Below are 17,774 nucleotides of genomic sequence, written 5' to 3'. Positions count from 1 at the left end.
TTTCCCACTATGAATTTTCAACTCAACTCACTCCTTTTCCTGATCGGTCTGGCATTGATCTCTTGCCAATCTGTGTCCACGAACGAAACTGATGATTTGGAATGGAAACAATTATTCAACGGCGAGGACCTTGAGGATTGGAATATCAAAATCAGAAAGCATGAACTCAATGAAAATTATGGCAATACCTTTCGAGTAGAGGACGGCCTGATGAAAGTCCGTTACGATCAATACAGCGAATTTGATCAGCAGTATGGTCATATTTTTTACAAGGAGCCCTTTTCCTATTATTTACTGCAAGTTGAATACCGATTTGTGGGGGAACAGGCGCCCGGTGGTGAAGGTTGGGCTTGGCGAAATAGTGGGGCAATGCTGCATTCGCAAGATGCCAAAACGATGCTGAAAGACCAGGATTTTCCGATCTCCATCGAGGCTCAATTTCTGGGAGGAAATGGTACTGATGAGCGTAGCACTTGCAATCTCTGTACTCCGGGAACTGAAGTTTATCTGGCCGATACACTCTTCACCCCTCACTGCATCAATAGCAACTCAAAAACCTATCATGGAGATCAGTGGGTACAGGCCAATTTTCTCGTCTTGGGAGGTGAAGCCGTTCATCATTTGGTGGGACAAGACACGGTTTTCAGCTATTTCAAGCCCCAAATCGGCGGAGGAATGGTCAGTCCTGTGGATGAAAACATAAAGCAAGATGGTCGGCCTTTGGACCAAGGGTTTATCTCGCTACAAAGTGAAAGTCACCCGATAGATTTTCGAAAAGTGGCAGTTTTGGACCTGAGTACCTTCAAAAATGATCCGAAAAAAATGGAGGATTTAGTCAGAAAAGCCCTAAACTAAAACAAAGAAAACTAAAAAAGAGGCTGTTTCATCAATAGCTTTAATGTCAGCCTGAGTCTTAAATATTCTTCGATCATACAAATAAGGGGATGACGAAAATTGTGGTTTGAATCAAATTTTTGGTCACGCTGAGCAGCTTGTCCCGATCAAGTTTCGGGAGAGTCGAAGCGTCCTCGTACCTTCAGACTCCCGTCTTTCGGGTGCTCGGACTGACCCCAATTTTGTGATATTAAGCATCTCTGTCATCGGTAGCACTTGACCAACTAGAGTTGGGCAGTACGAAGGCCAAATCTACCGTTTTAGCCCATATTTCGATTTCGAGACTCTCGTCTCTCAAGTGCTCAATGTGACAACCTTTACATTTGAGACAGCCCCTTTTTTCGATTAAACTCTCACTGCTGTCGTACCACCACCTTGGAGAGTAATCGGCACAGGTTTGTTGGTTTTCCAATTTCCTCCGGTAAAATCGGGCACATCGATCGAATTGGAGCGATTGGCTACGGACCACTCACTCAGGGGAGTAATGCAGCTCCAAAGGGCCGCATCATAGACATCCTGATCCAGTGGCAGACCATTTCTCAAGCAATCAATCAAACGCCAATCCATCATGAAATCCATCCCCCCATGACCACCGACTTGTTTGGCCAGTTCACCGACTTTAAGGATGATTTCAGGGGTGTATTTCTTTTCTAATTCCTTCATTTCCTCTTCCTTGAGCCAGCTATGTCCCTGTGATACTTTTTGCTCGGGATACTTTTGGGCGAAGCCCTCCGTCCCACTCACCACATGCAGTCTGGAATACGGACGAGGAGAAGTCACATCATGCTGTATCATGATGGATTTTCCGTTTTTGGTTTTCACCATGGTGGTATTCATATTTCCTCGATAGTCTTTTGCAGCATAGGAAGCCCAAAAAGAATCCTGCTCTGCGAGCTCTTGGGCTTTGGCTTTCATTTGAAAATCATTGGAAGAAAGTGAGGTCAAATAGTCCATCTGATCGCCACGGTTGATATTTAGAATCTGACAGATCGGCCCCAAACCGTGGGTGGGATAGAGGTTACCATTTCTGAAATTTTCTTTCAACCTCCACATATCCTGATAGCCCTTTTCCTTATCAAAATTTAACCAAAGCAAATCATGAATATAGGCTCCCTCTACGTGTAGCACTTCTCCAAAAAATCCCTCACGGGCCATTTTCAAGGTCATCAATTCAAAAAAATCATAACAGCAATTTTCCAGCTGCATGCAATGCTTTTGGGTTCGCTCCGAAGTCTCTACCAGTTCCCAGCACTCGTCGAGCGTTCTGGCAGCAGGAACTTCCACTGCAGCGTGTTTTCCGGCCTCCATGGCATAGACCGCCATAGGCACATGCCATTCCCAAGGCGAGGCAATGTATACCAAATCGAGATCGGGACGATCACACATTTCCTTATAGGAATATACTTTTCCAGAATAGAGATCTGGATTATGAACCGTTCCTTCTAATGTTTTTTTGGCCTTCTCAGCCCGCTCAGGAATCAAATCGCAAAGCGCCTTGATTTCCACTCCTTCTATTTTGCTCAGACGATCCACAGCTCCCGGCCCACGCATTCCCAATCCGACTATCCCTACACGAACAGTTTCCAATTTGGGAGCTGCAAAACCACACATATTGAAGGATTGGACACGTTTTTTGGCAAAACTGGCTTCGAAAGGGAGATGGTCATTTTGACTTCCGATAACTGAGCCTGCACCAAAAAGTCCCAAGCCTGCCAATCCGGTGGACTTCAAAAACTCACGTCTAGCATTATTCTTCATTTTTATAAATTTTGGGTTTGAAAAATCTAATAAATAAAATTTTTAAAGAAGTTTTGACTATTCCGGCCAAAAACCCACAAAAAAACCGGAAGCTATTGCCCCCGGCTTTTCCCAAAACTATTACGCATTATCTATCTTTTCGCCGTTCGCGAACAAGTGTTCATTCCCAGAAGAGTATAAAGAGGACAGAAGCCAATTAAAGTGGTCAGCGTAAATACTGCCGCGATCACCAAACCAACAATTCCCAACGTCCCTGATAGGACACCGGAAAAATACAACCCAACTAATATTGCAGCAGCGAGTAATCTCAAACCCCTATCTGTACTTCCCATATTAATTTTCATGGCTTCTGTCATTTAAATTTCAAGAATTGCTCTTATTTAATAGATTAAAGCTAGCATTATCCCAAATCGGAGTAAATGACAAAAGTCACAGAAGAAACTGATTTTCAGGGTTGGGTAAAATGGGTTCGCATGACCCGCTCAGCCTGAAGGCCCTGAGGGCTAAAATCCGGATCCCTTCTCTTGCCTTCGGGATACCATTTCCAAAAATATACCCCGGCTAACCAATCTTTTTCCCAGACTGTTTCAAAAAATGCCTCATAGCACATCGCCTGAATAGACTCGGAAAGAATGGATTCTTGACGTGCATTAGGCCAAACCCAAGGTTCCTTTGCCGCATCTTCGGTATTGCAATAACCGATCTCGGTAAAGATCACGGGTTTTTGAAACTGCTGCACCACATCCTCGATGCGGGAAAGGTGATTTTCCCAAGCTTTTGCCAAATCTTTTTTAGTAGGCTTCTTTTTCTCACTAAGCGGAAAATATCCTTGAATTCCGATAAAATCGAGTTCGGACCAAAACTGAATCAGATCAAACTCAGTGAAATTAGCAGCATAGGTCAATTTCCCAGAATAGACCTGACGAATGTCTGAAATAATTTTCCTCCAATCTTCGGTTCTGTGGCTCGTCTTTTCCAGTTCTGTACCTATACAGAAATACGGCATTTCTGATTGCTCAGCAAATCTCGCATAATCTAAAATAAACTCCCGGTACAGTACAAACCACTTTAGCCAATCTTCCTCAGAACTCATTTCAATTTCCCCAGGCCAAGCCCCTCTTACCCAAAGGTGAGGCTTCAGCATGGAGGAAATCTGATGCATATTGGCAGAATCTAAAGTAGCTTTTAAGCCTTTTGCAGATTCGCCCCACCACATCCGATCGTTTTCCAAAGCCCAACGAATCTCAGGTTTCTTAGGGTCGCTTTGCCATCCAAACGGTGTCTGTGAAAGAGCATTTGCGCCGGTGCCCGACAAATATTCCAATTCCCCACCTTGCAAAGCCTGCCGACTTCCAACCCAGCACACGCCTTTTAGCTTTTCAGAAATAACTGGAATATTCGTGTCTAAACCGGGGGCAAGGAACCAAACTCCCAGCAAGAAAAAAATCAGGAATAGACTGCTAAAAAGGTATTTGCTGTAGAGGGGTTTCACTTAGCAAGCATGGTTTGGATCAAAATATCTTCTTCTAAGGTACGATGAACCGGACAGCGATTGGCGATTTCCAATAAACGATTTCGCTGCTCTTTGTCCAGATCTCCTTCGAGCTCTATAATTCGGGTAAATTGAGAAACCTTTGCATCCGATTCTTCTGCGTGTTCCGAATCTTGTAAATGGACTTTTTCATGATTTAGGTAAACCCGCACTTCTTTGAGTTCCCATTTTTTCCGGGCTGCATACATTTTGAGTGTCATGGCCGTGCAGCTTCCTAAAGAAGCCATCAAAAAGTCGTATGGATTCGGCCCTAAATTCTGTCCTCCCACATCCAAGGGTTCATCTGCTATCAAATGGTGATGTGGAGTTTTGATTTCGGTAGTATAACCTGGACCACCACTGAGACGAACCATCACTGGATTACCTTTGGTTTGATTCTCGGTATCCGCTTCGATTTCCACATAGCGTGCACTCCAGGAGGCAATTACCTGACCCGCATAAATGGCGTCTTTCTCTTTTTTGAGCAAATGGTCTGCCCCATCGAGCGACACGAAACTCTTGGGATGAAAGGCACTTTGATAGATTTCCTGGGCTTGATCGATTTCCACGATTTTATCCTGTGGGGAATGCAAAATCAAGATTGATTTTCTCATTTTTTTCAAAAAAGTCTTCAAAGGCTTCTGCTCCAAATCCTCCACAAATTGCCGGTCTATCTCGAATGGTCTTCCCCCGATATTTACCATTGCCTTACCCGATTTCTCAAGATCCTCTAAGTCACCTTCAAAAAGATGTCTGACGTGACCGGGATCTGCAGGAGCAGCGATGGTGGCTATCGCGGAAACAGACGCTATTTCACTTGAAGCATAAAGCACCGCAGCACCACCAAGCGAATGCCCCACCATCAATTGTGGAGATTGATAGTTTTCGTCCAGATATTTTGCAGCATCCACCAAATCTGAGATATTAGCCGAAAAGGTACTTTCCTGAAACTCACCCTCGCTCATGCCCAAACCTGTAAAATCAAAACTCAAAACCGCAATTCCTTCCTGAGATAAAGCAGTACAAATGCGCGTGACCGATGAGAGATTTTTGGTACAGGTAAAGCAATGGGCAAAAATGGAATAAAATTTTGGCTCCCGATCCAAGGGCTGATACAGGTGTGCCGAAAGCTCCAATCCTTTTCGATTTTTAAAACTCAGTTTTAATGGATTCATAGTTAGCGATTTAAAGGTCTCACCTCAATGTTTTCCAAATTGATCTCAGAAAGCAACTCCAAATCTCCCGCTTCATATAGTGACTGCATTTGATCCACTGGAGTATCTTTATCTTCTGGTTTGTAATTCAGGTAATTTTGAAATCGGATTCCTCCTGCTTCCTGCACGTCTGACACCTCGCGCATCCGGACTCCTCCCCCATCGGTGTGGTAGCTGTAAGCCATGAAATCAACAAAATAATCCTCTACACCAATCCAATAGAGAAAAATATCGTCAAAATCCTCTCCGCCGCCTTCTTGCTCAAAGGTTACTTCGATTAAATGATAGCTTTCTCCATTGAGAGTTGTTTCGCCTAAATAGTTTTTTATCGTAGCAGCGTCATTGAGTCCATAAGGTAAAAAAGCGAAATAGGCAACCGAATTGACCGATCTGGAAAAAGCCCCAATTCGCTCCTCTGTCAAGGTATCCACTTTCGCTCCGTTGAGCGTCCGGACAAATCCTGAATTATTGAGGACATCCTTGATCTGTCCTGTCGAGTCCTGAAACTCCCTACTATATTCAAAGGAATCACTGGTTTTGAAGATTTGATAGTGAATATCCCGAAAATCAAATTCGATTTCGGATTCCTCAAAGGCTTTTCCACCATGAGCCTCAATGGATAAATCGACGATTTTTTGAGCTTCCGATCGCTGATCACAAGCCTGAATAAGCACTACAAGGCCAAGAATAATTAGAAACAGATTCTTTTTCATTTATGGGATAAGTTTATAATCTCCGTATTGATACGCTGCTCGTAAATATAATTTTTGTCCAAGAGAATCCACCCGATAGCTTTTGCGCTCACCATAAAAAACAAAGTCATCGACCTGATTAAAGTCTAGATTTTCGATTACGCTGCGATGGTCCTCTAGCTGCACTTCATTTCCTACCATGAGATGACTTTCAGCATCGAAATAATACCACCATCGATCCGCACCTGGACCATAATCCACCTCGATCACTTCTACTTCCCCTAGGGCTGTATCTCGGATTCCCTTATAAATTAACTTTGCGGATTGATCTTCCAGCAATTTCCAGGGCATCCCTACTACATACAGCGCTGCATCAAGTTCTTTCTTTTTTGAGGCAAGAAAATCGGAATTTTGAATTTGATTTCCGGCCATTTTATAGCGGATTTTTTTCCCGTCAAACTCCAAAACATGGGCAATCGAATCCTTTATCCAAGACATTTTTCCAGAATATTGTGGCTTGAGCTGGAATTCAATCTGCTGATCCAATTCCTCTTCAAGTGAGCCATCCTCAGCAAACAATGAAGTCTTTTTTGAAAAATGAATCGCTTCCAGCACATCCCATTCCGATTGGCCCCCATGAGCAGCAATGGATTTCTCCACAAGGGAAATCGCTTTTCTCTCCTCGGCTGGATGACAAGAAAACCATGTCATTCCAACGAATACTAGGAATAAAAAGTAAAAATTAACTCGCTTCATTTTTTCAATAATTTAATGGGAAAGGTAAAATAATGCTGGCGGTAATCATAGATCAAGCCCACACAAACCAGCGAATATTCGAGGACTAAAACTATCGGATACTCTACATTGCAGTGATTTCCGTAAGCTTGGTACGACAAAATCACAGCCAAACTCCAAACCAAAAAACCGATTTTTTTGGTCAAAATACTCAAGCCCAATCCCGGAATCAGATACCAGGGATGAACAACCGGCTGCAACAAAAGATAAATCCAATAGCATCCAATCCATAATTCGATCCAATCTTTTGTTTGATTGATTTTCTTTTTGAATGCTAAAAAAAGGATCAATAGCAAAGTCAAGGCACTCAACCCTTTGGTCAAATAAGCAATGGTATTGTAGCCTTCTATCCAATAACCCACCTCCCGACCGAGATAATAAATGGAGGCATTGAATTCAAATTTTCCCTGATAAAGGCCTAGACTTTGAAAGAAATTACGCCAGGATTGATCGATCAAAAGCGGCAGAAATAAAACCAAGGAAATCACGCCTAAGCCCATCCAAAACCAAGGCTGTTTTGACCTGATACGTAAAAATCCAGGGGCTAAAATCAAAGGCACCAGTTTCAATCCGACGGCAAATGCCAAAAACGAAGCTGAAACCAGTCTATGTTTTCTCTCTAAACCGAAAAGTACTGCCAGCAAAAAAAGTAAAACCAACCCTTCGAAATGTAGATTTCCAATCACTTCCAAAATGACAAAGGGATTGAGCCAGTAGAAGATTAACTTTTGGCTTCCAATACCAAACCGTATCAACAATGACTTTAATAAAAAAAACACAGCGATTTCTCCAATAATTAAGATCCCTTTGAGTACAAGAAGACCGGGGATCAAACTTCCGCCACCGAGTTTTGCGCCAAGCCAAAAAAAGAATTGATTAAAGGGGGTATAAACCGAATAATAACCTGGGGAATTCATCCTGTCATAAAGCAGCGCCAAATACGCAGAAAAATCTTCCGAGTGGAGCTGAACCCATTGATTGGGAGTGTTTAAATAGGGATTGAATCCTAAATTCAAAAGCTCGCCGTCCCATAAAAATCGGGCAAAATCCTCAGACCAAAGCGGTATTGAAGGAAATAACACCAACCGCAATATAAACCCAACCAGAAAAACCGCCTTCCAATCGACGGTTCTTTTTTTGGAATAGAAAAACCAAAAAATCATGAGCCCAAAAAGGCTGGAATAGAGACTCAAAACCAAAGAGAATTCAGTTCGAACTACGCGATAGCCTAAAAAATAAATCCCCACCACCATCAGCAGGGCAGTGAATATCAGGAAAGCGTTTTCCTTTGCTTTCAAAAGCCCAGATCTTTTCGAAGTGGCTCAAAAACCGATTCGTTTTTCTCCCAATAGTCCAGAAGCTCAAGTTTTTTTCGGACGGCTTTGGTGATTTCCTGATCTCCATTGGGTTTGGTTTGCACCTCTTCCCAAGAAAGAATTTCATATGGGAAAAACTGCTTAAACCGAACGGTCAGAGTTCTTTTCAAGGAAGGATATTCGACAATCAACTCCTTGGTGTTTTCGCTGCCTTGCTCAATGGAAATCTCCGCTCGCTCTGCCTTCAAAGGAGTATGCGAAAACCGCTGATAAATCAAGCTGGGAATTAACCTGACATCTCCGGTGGGAATCAAATCAGGATTTAACCGAATCAGATTAAACAGTTCATCCTCCGGCTTGGCATCGATTTTCAATTCTTGATCTCCTTCTGACTCAAAATAAGAAAACATCTGAACGAGATAGCCGGAATTCCGCCAATTCATCTGGGTAAAAGCCTGTCCGCACCATTCGGTTACCGAAGCAGTGAGTTTGAAAGAATTTACTTCATCATTGACGGGAGTAAAAACCGATAGCATGGTATGATAGGGATAGACCCCAGTCACAAAATCCCGTGTCATATTGAGTTTCATTACTTTTCGGGCATCTGCACCTGCACCACCGGGGTCGTCTAGCTTGACCTGCTTGCGACGGGAAAAATCCTCCGTGACAAAGATCATCACCGCATTGCCTCTGCGTTCCTCTCCATACCTCATTTGGGTCAGATCAAATACATTGATCTCAGCGAGACCTTTGTACCAGTATCCGGCAAATTCATCCTCATTTATCCCATCGCGACTTTGTGGGCCACAAGAAAACAGGAATAAAACAATAGAAATCCACATGCCCAAGTGTGGAAGGGAGCTGATTTTCGGATGAAATCGCTTAATTTTTTGAACCTTCATATCCTTTCCAGTTAGCGTCTTACCAATACTTAAAGATCGTCAAAATTATTTTGTATCCCGCTCCGAAGACGCCTTTAACCGTGCCACTGACTTTGGAAACTCCAATTCGCTTTCGGTAATTGACCGGTACTTCCAAATAGCGTAATCCAGCTTTATGCGCTTTGATTTGCATTTCTATAGTCCAGCCAAAATTTTGATCCAGCATATTCAACAAAAGTAAATTCTCCCATCGAATCGCTCGAAAAGGTCCTAAATCCGAATAGCGTGCCCCTTGTATGTATTTCATTAAAGTAGTGGCCAGCCAGTTTCCAAATACCTGCGGGAAAGTCATTGAGCCGGATTCCCGATTTCCCAAAGCCCGGGAACCAATGACCATATCTGCTTTTTGATCAATGATCGGAGAAATCAAATCATTCATTTCTTCTGGAAAATCACTGTAATCTCCATCCAAAAAAACCACAATATCCGGCTGAATTTCCTGGTTTTTGATCCAGTCCATGGCAGTGAGACAAGCTTTTCCATATCCCTTTTGGGGTTCAAAAACTACCACTGCTCCTGCCTGAACAGCCACCTCCCCAGTCCGATCGGATGAATTATTATTTGCCACTACGATATGTCGTACCCTATCGGGGATTTCTGCAATTACTTTGGGAATAGACTTTACCTCATTATAGGCTGGAATGATGACGTCAATAATCGGATTCTGGAGCATAAATCAGGATTTTCCCAAGGCGTAAGATTTGAAGGAAGAGATAAATACCAGACCATATCCAAATGCCAGCATGGCGTGAAATGGAAGAAAAAGATAATTGCCGGTTTGAATGGCTAAAAACACCATGACAAGAAAAACCAGTGACAAAACACCTTCTATCCAGGTGGTAATTGGTGTTTTGAAAGTGAGGTATCGGTTGGCTTTTAAGGTTTGTTTTTTACTTTCCAGGTTAAATTTCGGGGTTCGGATAAAGGGCGATTTTTTTCCCGAAAGGCCTTCCCAGACGGCTTGAGCATTATGAAGGGCCATACCCATCGATACGGAGAGAAAAAGCGGGAGATAAATGATCGCTTCGCCCAGACTTCTGAAAAAACTTCGTTTTCCATAGAAATAAGAGACCAAATACACCAAGGCAATCAGCACAAAACCCATTAAAAATAGACCAGCCATTCTGAGCCATTCGGATGAAAGAAATTCTTTTTCTCCTAAAAACCACACGCCGATACTGCTTAAACTTACCAGCAACACCGCTATGAAAATACTGCTATTAAACAGATGAGCCATCGCATGAAATTTGATCCGAAAGGGTAGGTTTTGTCCAAGTACAGATTTGGCATGTTTTACGGCGCATTCGGCACCACCTTTGGTCCAGCGAAACTGCTGGGATTTGATGGCGGACATAATGGGAGGAAGTTCTGCCGGAGATTCGATTTCTGGTCGATAGATAAATTTCCAACCCTTTTTCTGGGCTCGATAGCTTAGGTCCAAATCTTCCGTCAAGGTATCATCATGCCAATTGCCAGCATCAAGAATGCAAGCTTTTCTCCAGATGCCTCCTGTTCCGTTGAAATTGATAAAGGCGCCTTGATGATTTCGGCCGATCTGTTCGATTAGAAAGTGTGCATCCAAGGCGAAAGCCTGCAACTTGGTTAGCAGGGAATACTCTTCATTGAGGTGTGTCCAGCGGGATTGGACCATTCCGATCTTATCCGAATGAAAAAAGGGAATAGTCTTTTGCAAAAAATCCGGATCGGGAATAAAATCTGAGTCAAAAATCGCAATGAATTCTCCCTTCGCCACTGTCAAACCCTCTCGCAAGGCGCCAGCTTTAAATCCCGTTCGATCCTGTCGGTGAATATATTTGAAATGGATGTTTGGATAATCTTTGAGTTTCTCGCGGATTAAATCGACCGTCTGATCCGTGCTGTCATCGAGGATTTGAATCTCGAGTTTTTCCTTGGGGTAATTGAGCTTTGCGACAGCATCAATCAATCGTTCGGCCACATACAATTCATTAAAAACCGGTAACTGTACCGTGACCAAAGGCCATTCCTGGGGTGAAATTTTTTGGGTTTTTAGGAGAGATTTCCGGGCTTTTAAGAAGCTAAAGAGGAGCTGTCCCTGAGCTAAACTGTATAGGAAAATAAAGAGCATTCCCAGCAAGTAAATTCCCAGGAGCGCGTAAAGTAAAATATCAGGCATTCAGCTTAATCGAGTCATTTCCAATAATAATCGGGAGGTCATTGATCCGACCTTCCTCCGGACCATTTTCCAACTTGAGGACACCTCGCGGGCAAACTGCAGAACATACTCCGCAACCTACGCAGGAAGCCCGAACGATATTTTGTCCCCGCTGTGCATACCAGCGTACATCGATCCCCATTTCACAATAGGTGGAGCAATTGCCGCAGGAAATACACTGACCGCCATTGGTGGTGATTCGAAACCGTGATTTGAAGCGTTGCACGATTCCCAAATAGGCAGCAAGTGGACAACCAAATCTACACCATACCCGGTTCCCCATAAAAGGATAAAATCCCGTTCCGACTACCCCGGCAAACGCCGATCCAATGGCAAATCCATAAAACGAATGTAGCTGGTTAGTGATATTTCCCAAAAGGGAAAAACTTGAAAAATAATTGGCAATCGTCAAAGCGGTCATTACTACTGCCAAAACCAAAACAGAATGCACGAGATAACGCTCAATTTTCCATGATTTCAGGGACTTATCCGAAAGCTGCCGATAGGGATCTCCGGCTGTCTCAGCCAATCCTCCACAACCGCACACCCACGAGCAATACCAGCGCTTCCCATAGAAATAGGTGAATGTCGGCACTGCTATGATAATGAGCAAAATCCCCCAGATCAACATAAACAAGCCCATTCCTCCACTAGATAAAAATGTACTAATCTGATAATCGTAGAAGAAATCATAATCCAATGGCCAAATATTCTTGAAGTCGTAATAAGGCTGATTGAGTAAGACGAGAATTTCTGGAATCAAAAAAGCAAAAGCCGTCTGGAAAAACATCACGGAAGCGGTTCGTAGCTGCTGATACTTATTGCCTCGATATTTACGGAACATTCGGATCCCCATGACCAAAATCGCCAAGGTGTAAATCAAACCGTATAGAAACCATTGACTTGCCGGATTTCCCGAAAGAATTTCACTCAAAGGATCTACCATGGACACTAGATTGACCAAATAAGCCGGAAACCAGTACAGAATGATGTAAAATAGAATCAGGTAGGATCCGGTTAAAATCCCCAGCCAACCTCTGTTTTTCATGGCTGAGTGATAGATTCCGTTGTGCTTAATCCCTGCTGGTTCATCTTGATGTTTTGGAAGATTATAAAACAACCCGCCTATAACAATCAATCCTATCGATAAACTCAGGCACAACCAAGGTGAATCTTTTACCGGGCTATTGAGAGCTGCTTTGGCCAAAGGAAAACGGTAATCATCCCAAATTACTTCATCCCATTTTTGATTGGATTTAAACTCATCATTGTAGTCGTCAAAATGAGTGTTGAAATCCGAGAGAAATGAAAAATTAGACGAGTAATTTTTCCCATACATCGGCTCGAGAATCTCCAGCATTTTTTCTCGATGAGACTCTTTTGTCTGCGCTGTCACCATTTCCGAATCAAGCTCGTAGCTTCCAACAAATGGAATCAAAGTAAAAGCCAGCATACCTGCCAAAAACAAAACCAATCCGACTGCTTGTATTATTTTCATACCCGTGCTCCTAATAGCTGTTGAATCCAAGAAAGCTTAACTTTAGAAATATTTTTATCAAAATCAGCCGCAAATTTCTCCTTGATGACTTTGTAATAGGGAGCAAAGAACTCCGGATCAAAATTAGCCTTCTCCAATTTATTAATGACCTCTTCTCCGGACCATTTCTCCCGAATTGCCCGATCAAAAAATTCATGTCTCATTCTTAAGCCGAAGACATTGACACCTAGAATGGACTCATCAGAATGCATCAACAATCGAAAGGCAACTTTTCCTCCTGAATGCTCCCAATAGAAATTCTTTACCTGATCTCTATCCCAATCTGCCGGAACCTGACCGTAGGTTTGATATTCGATATCGAGAAATTTGGCGGAATTAAACCAAACTCCAGGTCGATAAGGGACAGGCTTTTTGATCAGGTTATGGGCTAAAATCTCGCCATGGATTCGACCAGTATACCAAACCTGCTCAATATTTTTGCGGTCTTCTGCGGGAGCTTCTTTGAACTCGGCACAATCACCGATGGAATACACGTGATCGATATTGGTCCGAAAAAAAGAATCTATTTTTACCCCTCTTCCGATTTCCAGACCACTTCCCTTTAGAAAATCCACATTCGGGCTAACTCCAGCAGTCAAACCCACAAATTGACAGGGTATTTCCTCGCCACTTTTGGTTTTGACAGCTATCACTTTTCCTGATTTATCACCAATGATTTCATCGAGCTCAGTTTCGAGTTTTAGTTCGAAATGATGCTCACGAATATGTCTTCCGACCAATTCGGATTCTTCTTTGGGTAAAATATTTCTCCAAAAACCAGTTTCCCTAACCAAAAAAGTCACTGATATTTTTCGATAAGCCAGCATTTCGGCCATTTCTATCCCGATCAGACCTCCTCCCACAATCACCGCATGCTCTACTCCTGATTTTGTGGTTTCTTCCATGAGCTCTAGGTCCTGTTTGGAATACAGTCCTTGCACTCCTTTCAAATCCTGTCCCGGCCAACCAAATTTATTGGGTTTTGACCCGGTTGCAATGACGAGTTCATCATAATTCATTTGCTCTCCAGAGCCAAAATGCAAGGACTTCGAGGTGAAATTCACCGTTTTTACCCAGGCATGCTTTAATTCGATCCGATTCTTTTCCCAGAACCAATTCTCATAGGGTTGAGTATGTTCAAACTTCATGTGCCCCATATAAATATACATGAGTGCCGTACGCGAAAAAAAGTACTCGCTTTCCCCAGAAATCACGGTGATTTGAACCTGATCATCCAATTTTCTGAGATGCCTTGCACAGGTGATCCCAGAAATCCCATTCCCGATAATGACGACATGCTTGGAAGTTGACATGAACTGAATTTTAGAAAATCAAGGTAAGTTTATTCGTTTAGACTCCAGTTATAATCCATGTGTTTTATACTGGCGTTAGGCGAAATATTCACTTTGCTGTATTGATTCAAAAAATCTATTACACTTCCATTCCTGGTAAAATCTCCTTTAAACCAGGAAAATATGGAAGATATTTCGACTTGGTCTTTTCCGATTTTATTTCGGCGGGGATCATTGATAAATTGTTTGGCGACAAAGTCCAGTTGCTCATCAATTTTCTCAGGCACAAAGGCCTCATCATGCAAAGGCGGACAGGAAATTGAGGCGCAGTTGATCCCAAAGTGAATCCGCGGCTCATCAAATTCCTTTCGGAGAATCCCGTGTTCGATTTCGTCCAGGCTGGATTCTTCTCCTCCAATTTTGAAGAATTTGTAATGCCAAACATCCTTGATCATTGGGATTTTGAGTTTTGGGCCCAAGTCTCGGATACTTTCTACCGGATAATTATCGGATATTAATTTTACCGTAAATGCATTATACGCATTGATCCAATAGGCAAGCTGTTCCTCGCGACTCCAGGTTTTACGATCGGGTGCATTTTCACTTAGTAAATTGAGGTATTTCTCCAATTGATCCTTATCGGCTATAAATCCCGGATAATCGACCATTCCGTCTGATTTTACATGTTTTTTGACCAACTGATCCCAAAGTTCATGACTCGGCGGATTGGTGCCTGCCATGCCCAATGTGGACGAAGTACAACTCAAAAGCATGAGGCCAACGAAAAAGGTGAATGTGATTTTTAGCGTTTTCATTTTTTAATGATTTACGAGGAATAGAAAGGTATAGATCAATCCTGCTTAATTATGTCTTCAGCCTGACAATAGAAAAATCGAACCTCTGGAAATCGGTTTTAATAAACTTTTTCTCCCTTTTGCAGCCAAATACCCCAAGTGCGGGTATAGGTATGAACTTGATTGGTCGATTTCCCTTCGTGATATATCGGATAGTCCTCATTTACCCAATGGATAATTCCGCCGTATAAATTGAATACCTTTCTGAATCCGGCTTCCTTTAATCTTTTGCCGATATCCTGAGAACGTGCTCCTACTGTACAGTAAACCAATACTGGTTCATCCTTATCCAAATCATCGAGCAGATCCATGGAAAAAGTATCATATCCTACCCAACGTGCTCCTTCAAGATGGCTCACTTCATATTCTTCTTTTTCTCGGGTATCGATGAGTTGAAATCGATCCAAATCAGGAATTTCTTCCGGCTTCAATACCGGAAGATCAGCATCATAGATGGTTTTTAAGAGCGCTTTGTAAGCAAAAGACTGAGAAAAAGCCATGGAAGTCACTAAAAAAAGGGCCAGAGAAATCAGCCCTTTTAATACATAAGGTGAGTTGGTCAATTTAGGATTCATGCACTTAAAACTTCAATTGATAACTGAAGGTTCGGCTTAAGCATAGAAATCGGAAAGTCGGGCCAGTCCTCTTTTATCTTTAATGATGATTTTCTTCCCGTCCAGTTCGATCAAATTGTCCTTTTTGAATTCTGACAAAAGCCTGATGATAGATTCGGTAGCAGTACCGACTATACTCGCAATCTCTTCTCTGCTGAGGACCAAATCGATTTTTTGATTATCTCCGCCTTCGATTCCGTAGCTACTTGCCAAATGTAAAAGAACATAAGCCAATCGCTCACGAATACTTTTCTGTGTGGCGTCAGTGAGTTTTTCTTCCATCAGACCAAGTTCATGACTGAGTTGCTTGGTCACTCGCTTAAAAAACTGAGTATTTCCCAAAAGTGTATTGAGAAAGGCCTCTTTGGGAATAAAGCAGATTTTGGCATCTTCGACAATCATGGCAGAATTAGTGTAATTTTCCTCCCCCAATAGGGCCGCATATCCTAAAAAATCGCCTTTTTGGGCCAGATGAACAATTTGTTCTTTGCCATTGGAGGCGGTTTTATAAACTTTCACTACGCCGGCATTGATGCAGAAAATCCCCAACGGCTTGGTACCCTCGTAATACAAAATCTGACCTTTGCGATGTGAGATGAGGTTTTTATGATCCGAAATCGTACAAATTTGCTGCTCAGACAAATCCGCGAACATGGAGTACTTCCTACTTGCGCAGAGTTCACAGGGCGTATTCTTGGTTGGATTAGACATGGTTCGGGATACTTTATAAATAATGAGTATTTAATTCTTAAAAGTTATAAAAAGACTGATTAAAATCATAGAAGAATCAATTAAATCGGGGCTTCCGGAAAATTTTTTAGTTGCTCGAATCGATTTTCGGCAGCAAGCCACCGTAGGGAAACGTGTTGCATGCCATTGCTCAAAATGAGGTATTTCGCCTGAAGGGTTTTATGATAAAGACAGGCTTGCTCCAAGGTTTTCTGGTTAATGGCGACTTGCGGAGCTTTACATTCGATCAGTAGATATGGCTTTCCTTCCTGATCAAAAACCAAGACATCCGTTCGCTTCAAAAGCTGATTATATTTTAATCCTTTTTCCAAGGAAAGCAGTCCCTTAGGGAAGGAAAGTTGATGGAGCAGATAGGAAATCCAATGCTGCCTCACCCACTCTTCGGGAGTAAGGATTAGATCTTTTTTCCGCTGGGTATCAAAGACCATTAATTTCCCATCCTGCATTTTTAGCCGGGGTTGGATTTCGGGAAGGTTCAGATTTGGTAATTGAACTTCTGACTCGGACAAATTCATGGGGCAAATATGGTGGAAGAACGATTATTTCTAAGCTAAAATTCCAAATAAGGTTCTATTTTATTTACCCATTCCGCTTTAAAAATTTTGATTTTTAGCAAGTCTTCCGAATTGGAAAAATCCCCGTGTTGCTTTCGATAAGCGACCAAAACTTTGGCTTCACCATAGCCGATATAAGGATGCTTGGCCAGCTCAGGAACATCTAATTCATTGATTTTTACTTTTCGGCGGATGCCGGGATCAAATTCAAAATACTCCCATAAATTCTCCACGACCTCTTCTTTGATCCCATAGATTTCAAGCAATTGCTCTTGACTATGAAACCCTCCCAGATTTTCCCGGTACTTGACGATTCTGGCAGCCAAGGTGGGACCTATGCCTGGAACAATTTGTAAGGTCACCGAATCACTTTCAGAAAATGGGATTCTTTGGATTGATTCGAGCCTATCCGAAGAAGAGGTTTTGGCAGTATCCTCGGGATTGAAAAGGGGGCGAGAAGAGGAAACCTTAAAAAATCCCACTTGCTCCAAGCTATCGATTTTGGAGCTTAACTGAATTTGTTGCGTGTCTGCGCGAGATGAGTTGATCCAATCAAAAACATTCGGCAAAAGAATCAAAATAAGCAAGAAGGGAATCAATAAAACAAAGCCTCTGGATTCTTTCTGCGAAAACCCAAAAGAGACCTTCATCCAATAGAAAAATTTGCTCAGCTTCATCCGAAATAGAATCTATCAATAACGGATAAGTTAATAATATTGGACTAGAATTTCAATTTCTTCGATATTTGTGACAGAAATTCTATTTAGATATATTCTAAATTGTCAAATAGAATACGAGAATGAACCTGATGGAGCGCAATCTCTGTTAAATTTGCACT

General features: G+C 42.3%; 18 protein-coding genes. 1 reads left to right on the top strand and 17 read right to left on the bottom strand.

Translation table 11 applies throughout. From position 1 onward, the window contains the following. The first annotated feature begins 9 nt into the window (after window positions 1–9). Window positions 10–855, top strand: coding sequence for a 3-keto-disaccharide hydrolase (locus BM043_RS09655; RefSeq protein ID WP_092791113.1), 846 nt, complete (start codon window positions 10–12; stop codon window positions 853–855). 384 nt (window positions 856–1,239) lie between these two features. Here the strand turns inward: BM043_RS09655 and BM043_RS09650 are convergent, their stop codons facing one another. The 17 genes from BM043_RS09650 to BM043_RS09570 form a co-directional block, all read right to left on the bottom strand. After that, window positions 1,240–2,652 (bottom strand): Gfo/Idh/MocA family protein, encoded by a 1,413-nt coding sequence (locus BM043_RS09650; protein WP_092791111.1) that lies wholly within the window; start codon window positions 2,650–2,652, stop codon window positions 1,240–1,242. Window positions 2,653–2,783: 131 nt separating this feature from the next. Continuing rightward, on the bottom strand, window positions 2,784–2,984 hold the full coding sequence (locus BM043_RS09645) for a YgaP family membrane protein (protein WP_317042376.1): 201 nt from the start codon (window positions 2,982–2,984) through the stop codon (window positions 2,784–2,786). 116 nt (window positions 2,985–3,100) lie between these two features. Next, complete coding sequence (locus BM043_RS09640) at window positions 3,101–4,144, bottom strand: glycoside hydrolase family 113 (RefSeq protein WP_245753010.1); 1,044 nt, start codon at window positions 4,142–4,144, stop codon at window positions 3,101–3,103. After that, the gene (locus tag BM043_RS09635; RefSeq protein WP_092791109.1) at window positions 4,141–5,358 is read right to left on the bottom strand and encodes a bifunctional alpha/beta hydrolase/OsmC family protein; all 1,218 of its coding nucleotides are present in this window, start codon (window positions 5,356–5,358) and stop codon (window positions 4,141–4,143) included. Before BM043_RS09635 ends, BM043_RS09640 begins: the two co-directional genes overlap by 4 nt. Window positions 5,359–5,360: 2 nt before the next feature. After that, entirely contained in the window at window positions 5,361–6,110 is a 750-nt protein-coding gene (locus BM043_RS09630; RefSeq protein ID WP_092791107.1) for a DUF6503 family protein, read from the bottom strand. After that, a complete protein-coding gene (locus BM043_RS09625) occupies window positions 6,111–6,845 on the bottom strand; it encodes a hypothetical protein (RefSeq protein ID WP_092791105.1) in 735 nt (244 codons plus the stop codon). Beyond that, complete coding sequence (locus BM043_RS09620; RefSeq protein WP_092791103.1) at window positions 6,842–8,182, bottom strand: MptA/MptB family glycosyltransferase; 1,341 nt, start codon at window positions 8,180–8,182, stop codon at window positions 6,842–6,844. Before BM043_RS09620 ends, BM043_RS09625 begins: the two co-directional genes overlap by 4 nt. After that, on the bottom strand, window positions 8,179–9,102 hold the full coding sequence (locus tag BM043_RS09615) for a hypothetical protein (protein ID WP_245753009.1): 924 nt from the start codon (window positions 9,100–9,102) through the stop codon (window positions 8,179–8,181). The genes BM043_RS09620 and BM043_RS09615 overlap by 4 nt, the downstream gene beginning before the upstream one ends. 19 nt (window positions 9,103–9,121) lie before the next feature. Then, entirely contained in the window at window positions 9,122–9,814 is a 693-nt protein-coding gene (locus BM043_RS09610; protein ID WP_092791101.1) for a glycosyltransferase family 2 protein, read from the bottom strand. 3 nt (window positions 9,815–9,817) lie between these two features. After that, window positions 9,818–11,296, bottom strand: coding sequence for a cellulose synthase family protein (locus tag BM043_RS09605; RefSeq protein ID WP_092791099.1), 1,479 nt, complete (start codon window positions 11,294–11,296; stop codon window positions 9,818–9,820). Further along, on the bottom strand, window positions 11,289–12,833 hold the full coding sequence (locus tag BM043_RS09600; protein WP_092791097.1) for a 4Fe-4S binding protein: 1,545 nt from the start codon (window positions 12,831–12,833) through the stop codon (window positions 11,289–11,291). The genes BM043_RS09605 and BM043_RS09600 overlap by 8 nt, the downstream gene beginning before the upstream one ends. Next, window positions 12,830–14,185: an NAD(P)/FAD-dependent oxidoreductase gene (locus tag BM043_RS09595; protein WP_092791096.1), complete on the bottom strand. Its 1,356-nt coding sequence runs from the start codon at window positions 14,183–14,185 to the stop codon at window positions 12,830–12,832. The genes BM043_RS09600 and BM043_RS09595 overlap by 4 nt, the downstream gene beginning before the upstream one ends. Window positions 14,186–14,214: 29 nt before the next feature. Further along, complete coding sequence (locus tag BM043_RS09590; protein WP_092791094.1) at window positions 14,215–14,979, bottom strand: DUF547 domain-containing protein; 765 nt, start codon at window positions 14,977–14,979, stop codon at window positions 14,215–14,217. Window positions 14,980–15,077: 98 nt separating this feature from the next. Then, entirely contained in the window at window positions 15,078–15,593 is a 516-nt protein-coding gene (locus BM043_RS09585; RefSeq protein WP_245753008.1) for a rhodanese-like domain-containing protein, read from the bottom strand. A 36-nt stretch (window positions 15,594–15,629) separates the two neighbouring features. Next, entirely contained in the window at window positions 15,630–16,343 is a 714-nt protein-coding gene (locus tag BM043_RS09580; protein ID WP_092791092.1) for a Crp/Fnr family transcriptional regulator, read from the bottom strand. 80 nt (window positions 16,344–16,423) lie between these two features. After that, a complete protein-coding gene (locus BM043_RS09575; protein ID WP_092791090.1) occupies window positions 16,424–16,897 on the bottom strand; it encodes a type I restriction enzyme HsdR N-terminal domain-containing protein in 474 nt (157 codons plus the stop codon). A 35-nt stretch (window positions 16,898–16,932) separates the two neighbouring features. Next, window positions 16,933–17,586 carry a ComEA family DNA-binding protein gene (locus BM043_RS09570; RefSeq protein ID WP_245753007.1) on the bottom strand — a complete coding sequence of 218 codons (654 nt, stop codon included), beginning with the start codon at window positions 17,584–17,586 and terminating at the stop codon, window positions 16,933–16,935. Window positions 17,587–17,774: the final 188 nt, after the last annotated feature.

It is taken from the genome of Algoriphagus hitonicola, assembly GCF_900113375.1.
Taxonomy (GTDB): Bacteria; Bacteroidota; Bacteroidia; order Cytophagales; family Cyclobacteriaceae; genus Algoriphagus; species Algoriphagus hitonicola.
Note: the sequence above shows the minus strand (reverse complement) of the source record. Positions and strands in the feature narration are given on the sequence as shown.